This is a genomic window from Paenirhodobacter hankyongi (genome assembly GCF_003664585.1).
In the GTDB taxonomy this organism is placed as follows: Bacteria; Pseudomonadota; Alphaproteobacteria; order Rhodobacterales; family Rhodobacteraceae; genus Rhodobacter; species Rhodobacter hankyongi.
On record NZ_RCHI01000015.1, the window covers coordinates 44,776 to 60,174 of the forward strand.

Here is a 15,399-nt window from a genome sequence, read left to right on the forward strand (position 1 = left end):
CCCCCTCCTTCGGGCGCCCCGTCAGGGGCGCAACCTGTGCTGTCTTGTGCCGCTCAGACGAGGCGGCTCTGTTCCTTGGCGGCCTTCACCAGCCCGGCGAAAAGCGGATGCGGCGCGAAGGGTTTCGACTTCAGTTCCGGGTGGAACTGCACGCCGATGAACCAGGGGTGATCCTTGACCTCGACGATCTCGGGCAGACGGCCATCGGGCGACATGCCCGAGAACACCAGCCCGCAGGCCTCGAGCTTGTCGCGATACTTGATGTCGACCTCGTAGCGGTGGCGGTGGCGTTCCTCGATCTGCGTCGTGCCATAGACCTCGGCGACCTTCGAGCCTTCCTTCAGGATCGCGGTATAGGCGCCAAGCCGCATCGTGCCGCCCTTGTCGTCGTCGAGCTTGCGCTCGACCCGGTGGTTGCCCTGCACCCATTCCTTCAGGTGGTAGACGACCGGGGTGAAGCGCTTCTTGCCGGCCTCGTGGTCGAATTCCTCCGAGCCCGCGTTGGTCACGCCGGCAAGGTTGCGCGCCGCCTCGATCACCGCCATCTGCATGCCCAGGCAGATGCCCAGGTAGGGGATGCCCTTCTCGCGCGCATATTGCGCGGCGCGGATCTTGCCCTCGGTGCCGCGCTCGCCGAAGCCGCCGGGCACCAGGATCGCGTTGAACTGTTCAAGATGCGGGCCGGGGTCTTCGCGCTCGAAGATCTCGGCGTCGATCCATTCGGCCTTGACCTTGACCCGGTTCGCCATGCCGCCATGGGTCAGTGCCTCGGCGATCGACTTGTAGGCGTCCTCGAGCTGCACATACTTGCCGACGATCGCCACCTTCACCGTGCCCTCGGCATGGGTCAGCCGGTCCATCACGTCTTCCCAGCGGCTCATGTCGGGCTTCGGCGCGGGCGAGATGCCGAAGGCATCAAGCACCGCCTGATCGAGGCCGACGCGGTGATAGGCGAGCGGCGCCTCGTAGATCGACTTCAGGTCATAGGCCGGGATCACCGAGTCGGGCCGCACGTTGCAGAACAGCGCGATCTTCGCGCGTTCCTTGTCCGGGATCGGGTGTTCCGAACGGCACACCAGCACGTCGGGCTGCAGCCCGATCGAGCGCAGCTCCTTCACCGAATGCTGTGTCGGCTTCGTCTTCAGCTCGCCGCTCGCCGCCAGATAGGGCAGCAGGGTGAGGTGCATGAAGATGCACTGCCCGCGCGGCCGTTCCTGGGCGAATTGCCGGATCGCCTCGAAGAAGGGCAGGCCCTCGATGTCGCCGACCGTGCCGCCGATCTCGCACAGCATGAAGTCGACCTCCTCGTCGCCGACGGCGATGAAGTCCTTGATCTCGTTGGTGACGTGCGGGATCACCTGGATCGTCTTGCCGAGATAGGCGCCCTTGCGCTCCTTCTCGAGCACGTTCGAATAGATCCGGCCGGAGGAGACGGAATCGGTCTTGCGTGCGCTCACCCCGGTGAAGCGTTCGTAATGGCCGAGGTCGAGGTCGGTCTCGGCGCCGTCATCGGTGACGAAGACCTCGCCATGCTCGAAGGGCGACATCGTGCCCGGGTCGACGTTCAGATAGGGATCGAGCTTGCGCAGCCGCACCGAGAATCCGCGCGCCTGCAGCAGCGCGCCCAGTGCCGCGGAGGCAAGGCCCTTGCCGAGCGATGAAACCACACCGCCGGTAATGAAGACGTAACGTGCCATGGAAGCCCCCGTGATCAGCCAAAACCTGTTTCATATCCCGAAGCGATGCTCCGGGATCACGGGGCTTAATATCTACACGATTCGCGGCCTGCCCGCAACCGGACCGCAAGACATTGGGTAAACTGTGACGCTTTGCCCCAAGACTGGTGTCAGGGGCGAAGGCCGCGGCCCGCTCAGTTGGCGGGCGGCGGCGTCACCGGCGCGTCGGTCGCGGCCGGAGGCAGCTCGATCGGCGGCGCGGCCGGGGTGGCGGGCGCGGTGGTCGCGGGCGCCGGGGTGGTGAGCTGGTCGACGACCGAGGCGTCCGAGGCCGCACGTGCGGCCAGGATGGTCAGCGTGACCGAGGTGATGATGAAGCCCGCCGCGAAGATCCAGGTCAGCCGGGTCAGCGCGTTCGCCGCCTGCCGGCCGGTCATCACGCCGCCGGTGCTCCCCATGCCGAGCCCGCCGCCTTCGGAGCGCTGCAGAAGCACGACGCCGATCAGGAGCAGCGCAAGGATCAGGTGGATGGAGAGGACGACGTTTTCCATGAGGGGTGCGGGGCCTTCTTTCAACCGACGCGCCTATCTAGGCGTATGAGGGCCGCCGCGCAAGCCGTTTCCCGGCGAAACCGCGACCGTCCGTCGCTGCCGTGCCGCAAACTTGACCGGACAGCCCGAAAAACGGTTTCCCCCCGGGGCCACGCCCGCTATATGTCACGCGGTTTTCACAACCCTGCAGGAGTGGGATATGGCCAACGTCGTGGTTGTCGGAGCCCAATGGGGCGACGAGGGCAAGGGCAAGATCGTCGACTGGCTGAGCGAGCGCGCCGACGTCATCGCGCGGTTCCAGGGCGGTCACAACGCGGGCCACACGCTGGTCGTGAACGGTGTCGTCTACAAGCTGAACGCGCTGCCCTCGGGCGTGGTGCGCGGCGGCAAGCTCAGCGTGATCGGCAACGGTGTCGTGCTCGATCCGTGGCACCTGCTGAACGAGATCAAGAAGATCGGTGAACAGGGGGTCGAGATCACCCCCGACAACCTGATGGTGGCCGAGAACACCCCGCTCATCATGCCGTTCCACGGCGAGCTCGACCGCGCCCGCGAGGCGCAGGCGGCGGGCTCGAACGCGAAGATCGGCACCACCGGCCGCGGCATCGGCCCGTGCTATGAAGACAAGGTGGGCCGTCGCGTGATCCGCGTCGCCGACCTCGCCGATCCGGCGACGCTCGAGCAGCGCGTCGACCGCGCGCTTGTCCACCACAACGCGCTGCGCGCCGGTCTCGGCCTCGGGCCGATCGACCGTGCCGCGCTGCTGAAGGAGCTGAACGCGATCTCGGCGGCGGTGCTGCAATACGCCAAGCCCGTCTGGAAGGTGATGAACGAGATGCGCCGCGCCGGCAAACGCATCCTCTTCGAGGGCGCGCAGGGCTCGCTTCTCGACATCGACTTCGGCACCTATCCCTATGTGACCTCGTCGAACGTGATCGCCGGGCAGGCGGCGACGGGTGTCGGCCTCGGGCCGAATGCGATCGACTTCGTGCTCGGCATCGTCAAGGCCTACACCACCCGCGTCGGCGCCGGCCCGTTCCCGACCGAGCTGCTCGACGCCGACGGCGACCGTCTGGGCGAGCGTGGCCGCGAGTTCGGCACGGTCACCGGGCGCAAGCGTCGCTGCGGCTGGTTCGATGCGGCCCTGGTGCGCCAGACCTGCGCGATCTCGGGCATCAACGGCATCGCGCTGACCAAGCTCGACGTGCTCGACGGCTTCGACACGATCAAGATCTGCACCGGCTATTCGCTTGACGGCGAGGTGCTCGATTATCTTCCGACCGCGGCCGAGGCGCAGGCGCGCTGCACGCCGATCTATGAAGAGGTCGAGGGCTGGAAGGAATCGACCGAGGGGGCGCGGTCGTGGAACGACCTGCCCGGCGCCGCGGTGAAATACGTGCGCCGGATCGAGGAGCTGATCCAGTGCCCGGTCGCGATGCTCTCGACGAGCCCCGAGCGCGACGACACGATCCTCGTCACCGACCCCTTCGCGGACTGAGATGGCGCTCGGCTACAAGACCCGCAAGCGGCTGGCGCTGCTTGCGCTTCTGGTCGGGCTGCCGGCCTATATCATCGTCGCGGTGAGCGTGGTGAACATGGCCGAGGCCCGCTGGGGGATGATGCCCTGGTGGGGATCGCTCGCGGTCTATGTCGGGCTCGGCGTCCTCTGGGCGCTGCCGCTGAAGCCGGTCTTCACCGGCGTGGGCCAGCCCGACCCGGACGCCAAACGCGACTGAAACGCAAAACGGAGGGGCTTGCCCCTCCGTTTTTCTGTCATCGGTGCCTGAGCTCAGGCGCGCTTTTCGAAATATTGCGACTGTTCGGTGATCGCGTATTGGCCGCGCTTCACCTTGGCGATCTTGCCCTGGCGCAGCAGCTGGCCGAAGCTGCGCAGCCGGTCCTCGCGGCTGAAGCTGCCCTCGCCGATCGCGGTCACCTTGCTCATGATCTGCGGCGGCGAGAAATGCGGCCGGCCCTCGACCTGCGCGGTATAGGCGGCGGCGGCCTCGAGCAGATCCGACAGGCCCTGCGTGCCGCGCGCCTGCGCGAAGTCGGCAAAGCTTTCGGCGCCGCCCTGCGGGGCGACGACGTCCTCGGCCAGAAGCTGCGCGGTGCTGACCCGGCGCGGGCGCACCGGCATCGCCGGCTGCACCGCGGGCGCCGTCTGGATCTGGTCGACGCGCTGCTCGGAAACCAGCACGAGCGGCGCCTGGCGCGGCTCGACCGGCTCGGGGCGGGCGCTCGCCACGCCGTGCAGCACCGGGCGGCGCGGCCGCACGGCATGGGTCAGGTCGTCGCGATAGGGGCGGGTCTCGTCTGCCGCCTCTTCCTTGCGGCCACCGCGCGCCAGCCGTTCGGCCACCGTCGCCGCGACCGCCGCCTTGAGGTGCGCGATCGCGGAAAGACGGCGGCGATTCTCGTGCCCCGAAAGCTGGGCGTCGGCCTCTTCCATCAGCCGTGTCACGTCGTCCTCATGCGAGGCGGCGGCAGGCGTCTGAGCGATCCGGCGCGGGATGACGGGGGCGGCGGGCTCCACCACGGCAGCTTCGGTGGCCTCGAGGGCCTCGTCCGGCAGCATCGCGGCGATCTGCGCGGCCATCTCCTCGGGTTCGATCCCGGCAGGCGCCTCGGCCTCGGGTGCGAGGGCAACCTCCGGCAGCGGCGCCTCTTCGGGCGCCGGCGCGGTCTCGCCGAGATGGGCGGCAAGGGCCGCAGCGATCGTGTCCTCGGCCATCTCCTCGGGGGCGAGGGTCTCGGCCGCGCGCGTGTCGAGGGCGGGGGCCTCGGCGGGCTCCTCGCTCAGCGCTTCGAACGCCTCGGGGAAATCCCAGTCCTCCGCCGCGGCGGCCAGCGCCGCATCGGTATCGGCGCCGGTCAGCGCTTCGCCCTCATCCTCGTCGAAATCTTCCTCGAGCGCGGCAAGCTCGGCCATCAGCTCGGCTTCCTGCTCGGGGGTGAGCGCCGGGCCGTCGTCTGCAGCCGGCACGGTTTCGGCGGCAAGACGCGCCGCGACCAGGGCCGCGACATCCTCCTCCGTGGGCGCCGCATCGGCAGAAACTGCCTCGACCTCCGGCGCCGCAGGCGGCATCTCGGCGGGCGCCGCGGCGACCGGCGCGGGCTCGATCCGGCGCACCTTGATGACCCGGGCGCGCAGCGGCGGGCGCGGCGCCTCGACCTCGGGGGCGGCGACTTCCTCGGCGGCCGCGGTCATCTCGGGCTCTTCGGTTGCATGACGCGCCGCGCGTCGGGCGGCATGGCGTTCGGACAAGCCCGGCGGCGACACGGCTTCGGACGACTGCGCCGCCGCGCTCGGCTCGGCCGGGGCCTCCGCCTCGGTTTCAGGCTGGCCGGCTTCGGGCAGTTCGACGCCCGCTTCCGGCAGGAACATGGCCGCGAAATCCGCCTCTTCGACGAGGGGCTCCTCGACGACCGCCTCCTCGACGACGGTCTCCGCCGCGACGGGGGCTTCGATGGCGGGTTCCGGCTCTGCGGGTTCCTCGACCGGGGCTTCGGCCGCGGGCGCGATCTCTTCGAGGTCGGAGGCGAGGGGCTCCTCGAACGCGGCGGGGGCCTCGGCGATCGGTTCCTCGGCGACCGTCTCCTCGGCAATTTCGGCCACCGGCTCGGCCTCGGGCATCGACTCGCTCACCGCGACCGGTGCTTCGGCCGGCGCCTCAATCGCCTCCTCGATCGGCGCCACGGCGGGCGTCGTGGCGGCCGCGGCCTTCGCCGTGGCCACGGCGGCCCGGATCCGCTGCAGTTTTGCCGCGACCGATTCGCTCACCGGGTCGGCGCTTTGCGGGACCACGAAGGGGACAGGCTCCGGCGCGACCGGGGCTTCGGGTTCGGAGCGGACCGGCTCGGGCGCCTCGGCTGCGGGGGCCGCGACCACCGGTTCCTCTGCCACGGGGGCGGAAACCTCGGACGAGGGCGCGGCGGTCGGCGCGGGTTCGGGGGCGCGGATCTCGGCGGGGGCAGGCGCGGTCTCCTCGGCCTGACGCAGGATCACGCCGTTGCGCTGGATCTTCGCCTCGACGCGGCGCTGGATCTCGCGCTCGGCGATGCGGTGCAGCATCTCGGCGTCGGGCTGTGGTGGCTCGGCGCCGAAATAGCGGTCATCGGCGGCCAGATCCCGGAAATATTCCGCGATCGCCTTCATCGTGTTGAACGGCTCGTCGAACCCCTCCAGCGTGCAGGAGAAGGTGCCGTAGGAGACGGTCAGAATCTTGCTTGCACCAACCATGGAACGCTCGCTTTCTACTAGATCCGGTTCCGTCCACGATCCTGTTGAACTGGTGCTTTCCCGTGAACGGAAAAAGGCAAATGCAGGGAATTTTTCCGGTCGCGGTTGTGCTTTCCTGCCTTAATCGCCATCAATCATGGCATGGAAAGACACATTGTCCAGTATCGTGGCGGGGTGACCCTGCTTGGCGGTGGCGCGGTCGAGGCGGCGGATCTGCACGCCGCGCTGGCGCTGGCGCCGGCGCTTGTGGCGGCCGATGGCGGTGGTGACCGGGCGCTGGCCTTCGGGCTGATGCCCGAGGCGGTGATCGGCGACATGGACAGCCTGAGCCCGGCCGGTGCGGCGGCAATCGGTCCCGCGCGCCTGCACCGCATCGCCGAGCAGGACAGCACCGATTTCGGCAAATGCCTGACCCATGTCGGGGCGCGCTTCTTCATCGGGCTGGGCTTCACCGGGCTCAGGCTCGACCACACCCTTGCCGCGCTCAGCGATCTGGCGCAGCGGCCCGACCGCGCCGTGGTGCTGATCTCGGAAGACGAGCTGATCTTTCGCGCCCCGCCCGAGATCGCGCTCGACCTGCCGCTGGGGGAGCGGCTGTCGCTGTTCCCCTTCGGTCCGGCCTCGGGCACGGCAGAGGGGCTGCGCTGGCCGATCGAGGGGCTGAATTTCACCCCCGCCGGCCGCGTCGGCACCTCGAACGAGGTCAGCGGCCCGGTGCGGCTTTGCCTGGCGGGAGAGATGCTGGTGCTGCTGCCGAAGCGGCATCTGGCCGGCGTGCTTGCCGCGCTCGGGTTGCGGTGATGCGCTCGCGGTGGATGATGTAGAGCCCCGAGCCGGTGATGATCGCGACGCCGATCCAGGTCAGCAGGTTCGGGAAGTCGCCGAACACCAGATAGCCGAAGAGCGTGGCGGTCAGCATCTCGAAATAATGCAGCGGCGCCAGCGTCGAGGAGGGCGCGAAGGACAGCGCATAGCTCATCGCCATGTGGCTGACCGTCGAGGCGATGCCGACGCAGGCGCACCACAGCCAGAAGATCCCCTCGGGTCGGCCGAAGCTCAGCTCGCTCAGCCCGCTGCTGCTGCCAAGCGCCAGCAGCGGCAGGCACAGCAGCGTGGCGAAGACCGCGGTGTGGAACTGCATCACAACCGGGTCGACATCGCGCGACAGCGCCCGCGTCAGCAGGATGTAGAGCGCGAAGCTGACCGCGGTGCCGAGCGGAAAGAAGGCCACGGCGCCGAAATGGCTGAAGGACGGCTGGATCACGAAGAGCGCGCCGATGAAGCCCACGACCGAGGCCGCAAGGCGCCGCGGCCCGACCTCCTCATGCAGCACGAAGCGGCCGATGAACAGGATCACGAAGGGCTCGACGAAGGCGATGGCCAGCGCATCGGCGATCGGCATCACCTGCACCGCGGCGACGAAGCAATAGGTCGCCGTCATCGAGACGAAGGCGCGCGCCACGCTCAGCGCGAGCACCCGCCCGCCGATCCGCAGCGGCAGCCGCAGCGCGACAACCAGCGGTGCCATCAGCAGCCCCTGCACGACATAGCGGCCAAGCGTGACGGTGCCCACCGGCACCGCCTGCGCGGCCAGTTTCGAGGCCACGTCGATCAGCGGCGCCAGCGCGCAGAAGGTGAGCATCAGGGCGATGCCGGGAAAGATGCGGTCCGGGCGTGTCATCCGGAACCGCTATCGCCCCGCGCGGGCGCCGTCCATCCTGAAAGTGACGACGCCCTGCCGGCGGGCTCAGCCGCGGCGGTCGCGCGCGATCTCGGCAAGGAGCCGCTCGCAGGCGGCGGCGGCGAAATCAAGGACGGCGCGGTCGGTGAAGCGGCCGTCGGTCATGCGCTGATGCACGCCGCCGATCACCACCTCGGGCGTCGCGACCGGGCGCGAGAGGGTCGAGGCAAAGGCCTCGCGCAGCTGGTATTGCGCCCGCACGCCGCCGGTCGAGGCCATCGAGCAGGTGACGATCAGCACCGGCTTGTCCTTCAGCGGCGAGGCGAAGGCCGGGCGCGAGGCCCAGTCGATGGCGTTCTTCAGCACGCCGGGAGTGCCGTGGTTGTATTCGGTCGAGACGACGATCAGCCCCTCGGCCGCCTCGATCGCGCCGCGCAGCGCCGCGACGGGGGCGGGGCGGGGCTCGATGTCGAGATCCTGATTGTAGAGCGGCAGGGCGCCGATCGGGGCGATGGCGGTCTCGGCGCGCGGCGCGATCTCGGCAGCGATCGCCTCGAGCACGGCGGCGCAATAGGAGGCCTTGCGCAGGCTTCCGGGGATGCCCAGCAGGCGGAAGGGGGTGGTCATGGTCGGTCCGGTCCTTGTCTTCGGCCGCCCGAAGCGGCCCTGCGGATGGCTATATATCGAAAGATGTGCTATCCGCTTTCGTGAAGCAGCCAAATGCTGCGGAGGAACGGCCATGCTGCCCGAAGACGCCCCCACGCCGAACCCGGTCCTTGCGCTGTCGCGCGACCATGCCCGGGGCGCCCGTGTCGGGCGCCATGCGCATACCTGCGCGCAGCTGATCTTCCTGCTGACCGGGGCGATGCGGATCGTGCTTGATGACCGGGTGTTCTCGGTGCCGCCGGGGCAGGCGGCCTTCCTGCCGCATGGCGTGCCGCATGCCGCCGATTACACCGAGCGCAGCGCGGTGCGCATGGCCTATCTCGACCCCGCGGCCTTTCCCGATCTGCCGCGCGAGACCGCGGTGCTGCCACTTGGCGGGCTGCTGCGCGAACTGGTGTTGCGCGCGATCGCGCTCGACCCCATGGCGCGCTGGAGCCCGGCCGAGATGCGCGCGATGCAGGTTCTGGCCGACGAGATCTGCCGTGCGCGCGATCGGGCACCCGGCCTCGCGCTTGGTCGCGACGCGCGGCTGCGGCGGGTGACCGAGGCGCTCGTCGCCGATCCCTCTGACCGGCGCAGCCTGCCGGACTGGGCGGCGACCGCTTCGGTGGCCGAGCGCACGCTGGCGCGGCTGTTCCTGCGCGAGACCGGGCTCTCCTTCGCGCGCTGGCGCACCCGGCTGCAGATCGCCCGCGCGGTCGAGGCGCTGGCCGCTGGCCGCCCGGTGACGCAGATTGCCTATGATCTCGGCTATGCCAGCCCCTCGGCCTTCACCGCGATGTTCACCCGCGAGACCGGGCATCCGCCGCATCTGAGCCGCGCCACGCTGCCCGGTGCCGAAGATGGCCGCCCGTCTTTCTCCTTGCCCGAAATACCTCGGGGGTGAGGCCCGTCAGGGCCGAGGGGGCAGCGCCCCCTTTTGGCCCGAGGGATCGGTGCCCGGCCGGGGCAGGGGGGCGCTGCCCCCTCTGGCCTGCGGCCATTCACCCCCGGGATATTTGAGGCAATTGGAAGCGGAGAAGGCTGGTTGCTTGCCCGGCGTGCGCCAAGGGCACCCGGCCCTCGCTTGCGCTTCGGGCGTTCGCCAAAGGCACCCGGCCCTGCGCTTGCGCTTCGGGCGTTCGCCGCTTTGAACGCTCCACTGGAGCTTTCAATCCCGGCGCGATGCGCCGGGACCGCGGCTCACCCCATCCGTTCGGAGGCGTAGGAGCCGGGGCTGGCCGGGAAGACCACGGTCTTGCTGCCGTTGATGAAGGCGCGGTGGTGGATATGGGCGTGGATCGCGCGGGCGAGCACCTGCGCCTCGACATCGCGGCCAAGGCTCACGTAATCCTCGGGCGACTGCGCATGCGTCACACGCACCGTGTCCTGCTCGATGATCGGGCCCTCGTCGAGATCGGCGGTGACGTAATGCGCCGTCGCGCCGATGAGCTTCACGCCGCGCTCATAGGCCTGCTTGTAGGGGTTGGCGCCCTTGAAGCTCGGCAGGAAGGAGTGGTGGATGTTGATGATCCGCCCCGACATCTTGGCGCACAGCGCATCCGACAGGATCTGCATGTAGCGCGCCAGCACCACGAGCTCGGCCCCGGTCTCGTCGACCACGCGCAGCAGCTCGGCCTCGGCCTGGGGCTTGTTCTCCTTCGTGACGCGGATGTGGTAGAAGGGGATGTCGTGGTTCACCACCACCTTCTGATAGGTCAGGTGGTTCGAGATCACGCCGACGATCTCGATCGGCAGCGCGCCGATGCGGGTCCGGTAGAGCAGGTCGTTCAGGCAATGGCCGAAGTTCGACACCATCAGCAGCACCTTCATCTTGCACGCCTGATCGTGCAGCGCCCAGTCCATGCCGAAGGCCTCGGCGATCGGGGCGAAGCCCGCCTCGAGTGCCTCGCGGCTGGCGCCGGTCTGCGATTCGATGCTGACGCGCATGAAGAAGCGGTGGTTCTGCGCGTCGTCATACTGGTGCGAGTCGGAGATGTTGCAGCCGTTCTCGGCCAGATAGCTGGCGATCGCGGCGACGATGCCGCGGGTCGTCTTGCAGGTCACCGTAAGCACGTAGGAAGTCATTCTCGGGTCCTTCGCTGGGCCCTTGCGGGCGTGTTGGGGGCAATCTCTCCTGCCGCGCGACCGAGGGCCAGCCGGGATACGACGCGAAGGGCGCGAAAAGCGGCGCGGGCGGTGTCGCAAACGAGACGCGGGTTTCCGATAGTGGAGCGCGGCGGCCTGTCGCGGCGGCGCCCCCTTGCACCGGGGGGCCGTGCCGCCTACCTTCTTCGGGACGCGGGTGCATGGACCGCGATGGAGTGTGGATGTCGGAGATTGTGTGAGAGGCTCCCTGTCGGGGAGCCGTGACACGAAGCGGGGCGGCCTGAAGGCACGGCCCTGAAGTCTCACATCCAGTCTCAGGATTCCCATGAATATCTCGAAACTCGAACAGCGCGTGCTGCACGTGCTGGCTCAGGGCGGGCTGATCCGCCATGAACGCGGCGAGGGCCGCAAGATTTCCGCCGTCACCTGCTACACCCGCGACGGGCTGGTGCTGTCCGATTGCGATCTGACGCTGTTCCGGCGCCTCAGGGCGCGGCGGCTGATCGCCTCGGGCGGCGGTGCGCCCTACCGGATTTCGCGCCGCGGCCTTGCCGCTGTGCGCGGCCAACTCGACAACCAGTGAGGTCTGCCATGATCATCCGATCCGAAACCGGAACCGCGGCCGAGAGCGCCGCCCTTGCCACGCTCGTCACCCGGGCCTTCGCCACAGCCCCCGTCGCCTCGGGGACCGAGGCCGAGGTGCTGGCGCGGCTGCGCGCAAGCGGCGCGCTGAGCCTGTCGCTGGTCGCCGAGGAGGCGGGGCAGCTGATCGGCCAGATCGCCGCCTCGCCCGCGACGATCGGCGGGGCGGGGGGCTGGGCCTGTCTCGGCCCGCTGGCCGTCGCGCCCGAGGCGCAGGGGCGGGGCATCGGCGGCGCCTTGATGCGCGCGGCGCTGGACCGGCTTGCGGCGCGCGGTGCGGCGGGTGCGGTGCTGGTGGGCGAGCCCGCCTATTACGGCCGCTTCGGCTTTGTCGCCGATCCGGCGGTGGTGCTGGCGGGGGTGCCGGCGCGCTATGTGCTGGTGAAGCCGCTCGCCGGCCCCGCCCCCGCCGGGGCGCTCGTCTGTGCGCCGGCGCTGATGCCCTGAAATGCCGAAGGGCCGCCCCGACGGGCGGCCCTTCTGGGAACGCGGAGACGCGCTCAGATCTGCTTTTCGGGGATATGCACCACCAGCCCGTCTATCTCGGGGGTGACCTTGATCTGGCAGGTCAGGCGCGATTTCACCGGATCGGGATGCCAGGCGAAATCGAGCATGTCCTCTTCCATCGACTCCTTCGCCGGCAGCCGGTCGACCCAGGTCTCGTCGATGTAGACATGGCAGGTCGAGCAGGCGCAGGCGCCGCCGCAATCGGCGTCGATGCCCGGGATGCCGTTGTCGCGCGCGCCTTCCATGACCGTCATGCCCGGCTTCACATCCACCACATGCTCGGTGCCGTTGAATTCGATATAGGTGATCTTCGCCATCGTCTGTATCCCATCCGCTGGCCGCCCGCGCGGCCGTCCGAACCGATGTAGGACATGCCGCAGGCCTTGACCAGAGCCGCGGTGCCGCATCCCTTTTCGCGCCTGCCGCAATCGGCTAGGGTCGCGCAGGAATTCGGCAAAGAGCCCCGGCGATGACCATTTCTGCGCGACTGATCCTGCTGTGCTGTGCCCTCGGCCTTGGCCCGGCCGTGGCCCGTGCCGCCGACGCGGCCGGGCCCGAGCCGGTCGAGCAGAGCCTGGCCGGCGAATGGCGCGACACGCCGCCGCAGCCGGGCGAGGCGGGCTGCTTCGCCCGTCAGACCCGGCCTGCGGTGATCGAGACAGTGACCGAGCAGGAACTGGTCTCGCCCGAGGTCCGCGACCGCGCGACCGGGCAGGTGACGCGACCCGCGACCTATCGCAGCGCCACGCATCAGCGCATCGTCGAGGGCCGGGCAGACATGTGGTTCCCCGCGCCCTGTCCCGAGGCGATGAGTGCGGAGTTCGTCGCCTCGCTGCAGCGCGCGCTGCAGGTGCGCGGGCTTTATGCCGGGCCGGTCAACGGCGTGCTCGACATCCCGACCCATGCCGCGATCCGCGCCTATCAGGCGCCGCGCGGGCTTGCCTCGGCGACGCTCTCGATCCGCGCAGCGCAGGAGATGGGGCTGTTGCCCTGGCTCGAAGACGTGAAGTGAGGCCGTGGCCGAACGGCGGCGCCGGTCAGTCCGCGGCGGCCAGCACCGACGCGCTGTCGATGACCCGCGCGAAATCGGCCTCGAGATGGGCGAGGGTGACATCGAAGATCACCTGCGCGCAGAGGCCTGCCGCCGGCAGGTCGAAGCCGATCACCGCATCGCGGACGACGGTCATGTCAAAGCCCAGATCCGCGCCATGCCGGACCGTGCTGTTGACACAGAACCCGGCCACGGCACCCGTCACCACCAGTTCGGTGATGCCGCGCGCCTGCAGATGCGCCGCCAGATCGGTCGAGGCGAAGGCCGATGAGGTCCGTTTCACGAAAATCGCCTCGCCCTCCAGCGCTTCGGCGCAAGCCATCGGCGGATAGCCCGCGGCCGCCGGATGCAGGGGGGAGTGCGCGGCGTCGTCCCGGTGGCGGACATGCAGCACGGGCCACCCGTTTTGGCGGAAGCCCGCCGCAAGCGCCGCGATCCGCTCGGGCGCCCCGGCGTTCACGCAGTCGCGGCCAGCCGCGATGCGATGCTGCATTTCCATCTGCATGTCGATGATGACGAGGGCTCTCACGCACGGCACTCCCTGAACCTGTGCCGTCGGGATAGCCCGGATGCCGGGCCGACGCAAAGGGCCCGGAGCGGTGATCGCGCTCCGGGCCACTCGTCGTTCCTGTCCGCGCCGCTCGCGCGGCAGCGGGGTGCGGCTCAGCCGTTCACCGGCAGCGCCACGAAGCGCGGTTCGCCGCCACGGCGGATCAGCAGCAGCACCGACTTGCGTCCGGCATCCTTGGCTTCCTTCACCCGGTCCTCGAGGTCGCTCAGCTGCGCCACCGGCTGCTGGCCGGCCTCGGTGATCAGGTCGCCTTCGCGCAGGCCCTGGTCATAGGCGGCCGAGTTCTCGTCGATCGACTTGATGACAAGGCCCTGGGTGCCGGGCTGCAGACCCATCTCCTGGATCAGCGCATCGGTGAGCGGCATCACCGTCATGCCAAGCACCTGCGCCTCGCTCTCGGTGCCGGTCTGGTCCGGCGTCGCAGCGGGGACGGCGTCGCCCTCGGCGGTCTCGCGCCGGCCGAGCGTGACGAGCAGGGTCTGTTCCTTGCCGCCGCGCACCACGATGACACGCACCGCCTGGCCCACCGGTGCATCGGCGACGCGGCGCACGAGGTCCCGGCTGTTCTTCACCTCGCCGCCGTCGAAGTTGACGATGACATCGCCCGCCTGCATGCCCGCGGCCTTCGCCGGGCCTTCCGGCACCTCGGAGACAAGCGCGCCCTCGGGTTTCGCCAGGCCCATGGCATCGGCCATGTCCGGGGTGATTTCCTGGATCTTCACGCCAAGCCAGCCGCGGCGGGTCTCGCCGAACTGCTTGAGCTGGTCGACGACCTTCTTCACCACGTTCGAGGCCATCGAGAAGCCGATGCCGATCGAGCCGCCGTTCGGCGACAGGATCGCGGTGTTCACGCCGACGACCTGACCGTCCATGTTGAACAGCGGCCCGCCCGAGTTGCCGCGGTTGATCGCCGCGTCGGTCTGCAGGTAGTCGTCATAGGTGCCCGAAAGCTCGCGGTTGCGCGCCGAGACGATGCCGGCCGAGACCGAGAAGCCCTGGCCGAGCGGGTTGCCCATGGCCATCACCCAATCGCCGACCCGGGTCTGGTCACTGTCGGCGAAGGTGACGAAGGGCAACGGCTTGTCGCTTTCGACCTTGAGCAGCGCGATATCGGTCTTCGGGTCGGTGCCGACCAGCTTCGCGTCCATCGTCTTGCCGCCATAGAACTCGATCTGGATCTCGTCGGCACCCTCGATGACGTGGTTGTTGGTGACGATGTAGCCGTCTTCCGAGATCACGAAGCCCGAGCCGAGCGCGTTGGAGCGCTGCGGATGGGTCGGGCCGTTCGGGCCGTTCGGCATCTGCTGGAACGGGAAGTCCTTGAACAGGTCCGAGAACGGCGAGCCGTCGGGGAAGACCGGGCCCTGATCGTTCGGCACGGCGACGGTGGTGGTGGTGGTGATCATCACCACCGCCGGGCTCACCTTTTCGGCCAGATCGGCGAAGCTGTCCGGGGCGGCGCGGGCATAGGCCGGCGCGATCGGCGTGAAGGCCAGCGCCGTCGAGATCATCGCGGCCCCCAGGACACCCTTCACAAGCCGGGGCGCACGGATCAGCGCCTTGCGGGTGAACGGGGTTAGGTCGTGTTTCGTCATGCGTCGCTCCCGAAAATCCTCGAGCCGGGCCTGCCGGCGTCTCCCTTGTTAAAACCCCAGGGGACGGGACGTTCAAATGAAAGACCGTCGCGCCGTCTCAATTCGGTGTGAAAGGGGCGAGAGGATCT

General features: G+C 69.3%; 16 protein-coding genes. 7 read left to right on the plus strand and 9 right to left on the minus strand.

Annotation, left to right across the window (positions count from 1 at the left end):
- Window positions 1–53 precede the first annotated feature (53 nt).
- Together DYS74_RS14315 and secG are read right to left on the minus strand one after the other, a co-directional pair.
- Window positions 54–1,697 (minus strand): CTP synthase, encoded by a 1,644-nt coding sequence (locus DYS74_RS14315; protein ID WP_121534372.1) that lies wholly within the window; start codon window positions 1,695–1,697, stop codon window positions 54–56.
- Window positions 1,698–1,870: 173 nt separating this feature from the next.
- A complete protein-coding gene (gene secG, locus DYS74_RS14320) occupies window positions 1,871–2,227 on the minus strand; it encodes a preprotein translocase subunit SecG (protein WP_121534373.1) in 357 nt (118 codons plus the stop codon).
- A gap of 199 nt (window positions 2,228–2,426) precedes the next feature.
- On the opposite strand from secG, the gene DYS74_RS14325 reads away from it, so the two are divergent.
- Together DYS74_RS14325 and DYS74_RS14330 are read left to right on the plus strand one after the other, a co-directional pair.
- A complete protein-coding gene (locus DYS74_RS14325; RefSeq protein ID WP_121534374.1) occupies window positions 2,427–3,725 on the plus strand; it encodes an adenylosuccinate synthase in 1,299 nt (432 codons plus the stop codon).
- 1 nt (window position 3,726) lies between these two features.
- Entirely contained in the window at window positions 3,727–3,963 is a 237-nt protein-coding gene (locus DYS74_RS14330; RefSeq protein ID WP_121534375.1) for a DUF2842 domain-containing protein, read from the plus strand.
- Between the two features lie 53 nt (window positions 3,964–4,016).
- Here DYS74_RS14330 and DYS74_RS18710 read toward each other — a convergent pair whose 3' ends face one another.
- Window positions 4,017–6,470, minus strand: coding sequence for a hypothetical protein (locus tag DYS74_RS18710; RefSeq protein WP_183077547.1), 2,454 nt, complete (start codon window positions 6,468–6,470; stop codon window positions 4,017–4,019).
- Between the two features lie 141 nt (window positions 6,471–6,611).
- Between DYS74_RS18710 and DYS74_RS14340 the strand changes: the two genes are divergently transcribed.
- Window positions 6,612–7,271 (plus strand): thiamine diphosphokinase, encoded by a 660-nt coding sequence (locus DYS74_RS14340; protein WP_121534376.1) that lies wholly within the window; start codon window positions 6,612–6,614, stop codon window positions 7,269–7,271.
- Here the strand turns inward: DYS74_RS14340 and DYS74_RS14345 are convergent.
- Together DYS74_RS14345 and DYS74_RS14350 are read right to left on the minus strand one after the other, a co-directional pair.
- Window positions 7,174–8,151, minus strand: coding sequence for a DMT family transporter (locus DYS74_RS14345; protein ID WP_121534377.1), 978 nt, complete (start codon window positions 8,149–8,151; stop codon window positions 7,174–7,176). The two genes, DYS74_RS14340 and DYS74_RS14345, sit on opposite strands and share 98 nt — an antisense overlap.
- A 66-nt stretch (window positions 8,152–8,217) precedes the next feature.
- A complete protein-coding gene (locus DYS74_RS14350) occupies window positions 8,218–8,778 on the minus strand; it encodes an NADPH-dependent FMN reductase (protein ID WP_121534378.1) in 561 nt (186 codons plus the stop codon).
- Window positions 8,779–8,890: 112 nt separating this feature from the next.
- Here DYS74_RS14350 and DYS74_RS18500 point away from each other — a divergent pair, with 112 nt between their 5' ends.
- A complete protein-coding gene (locus tag DYS74_RS18500) occupies window positions 8,891–9,703 on the plus strand; it encodes an AraC family transcriptional regulator (protein WP_183077548.1) in 813 nt (270 codons plus the stop codon).
- 296 nt (window positions 9,704–9,999) lie between these two features.
- On the opposite strand, the gene purU is transcribed toward DYS74_RS18500, so the two are convergent.
- Window positions 10,000–10,884, minus strand: a complete 885-nt coding sequence (gene purU / locus DYS74_RS14360) for a formyltetrahydrofolate deformylase (RefSeq protein WP_121534379.1) — start codon at window positions 10,882–10,884, stop codon at window positions 10,000–10,002.
- A 346-nt stretch (window positions 10,885–11,230) separates the two neighbouring features.
- On the opposite strand from purU, the gene DYS74_RS14365 reads away from it, so the two are divergent.
- Both DYS74_RS14365 and DYS74_RS14370 read left to right on the plus strand, forming a co-directional pair.
- Window positions 11,231–11,488: a YjhX family toxin gene (locus tag DYS74_RS14365; protein WP_121534380.1), complete on the plus strand. Its 258-nt coding sequence runs from the start codon at window positions 11,231–11,233 to the stop codon at window positions 11,486–11,488.
- Between the two features lie 8 nt (window positions 11,489–11,496).
- On the plus strand, window positions 11,497–11,994 hold the full coding sequence (locus DYS74_RS14370; RefSeq protein ID WP_121534381.1) for a GNAT family N-acetyltransferase: 498 nt from the start codon (window positions 11,497–11,499) through the stop codon (window positions 11,992–11,994).
- A gap of 53 nt (window positions 11,995–12,047) precedes the next feature.
- Here the strand turns inward: DYS74_RS14370 and DYS74_RS14375 are convergent, their stop codons facing one another.
- Window positions 12,048–12,371: a 2Fe-2S iron-sulfur cluster-binding protein gene (locus DYS74_RS14375; RefSeq protein WP_121534382.1), complete on the minus strand. Its 324-nt coding sequence runs from the start codon at window positions 12,369–12,371 to the stop codon at window positions 12,048–12,050.
- 152 nt (window positions 12,372–12,523) lie between these two features.
- Here DYS74_RS14375 and DYS74_RS14380 point away from each other — a divergent pair, with 152 nt between their 5' ends.
- On the plus strand, window positions 12,524–13,066 hold the full coding sequence (locus DYS74_RS14380) for a peptidoglycan-binding domain-containing protein (RefSeq protein ID WP_245965291.1): 543 nt from the start codon (window positions 12,524–12,526) through the stop codon (window positions 13,064–13,066).
- Window positions 13,067–13,091: 25 nt separating this feature from the next.
- Here DYS74_RS14380 and DYS74_RS14385 read toward each other — a convergent pair whose 3' ends face one another.
- Together DYS74_RS14385 and DYS74_RS14390 are read right to left on the minus strand one after the other, a co-directional pair.
- The gene (locus DYS74_RS14385; protein ID WP_245965292.1) at window positions 13,092–13,634 is read right to left on the minus strand and encodes an isochorismatase family protein; all 543 of its coding nucleotides are present in this window, start codon (window positions 13,632–13,634) and stop codon (window positions 13,092–13,094) included.
- Between the two features lie 134 nt (window positions 13,635–13,768).
- Window positions 13,769–15,271 (minus strand): DegQ family serine endoprotease, encoded by a 1,503-nt coding sequence (locus tag DYS74_RS14390; protein ID WP_121534384.1) that lies wholly within the window; start codon window positions 15,269–15,271, stop codon window positions 13,769–13,771.
- Between the last annotated feature and the right edge of the window lie 128 nt (window positions 15,272–15,399).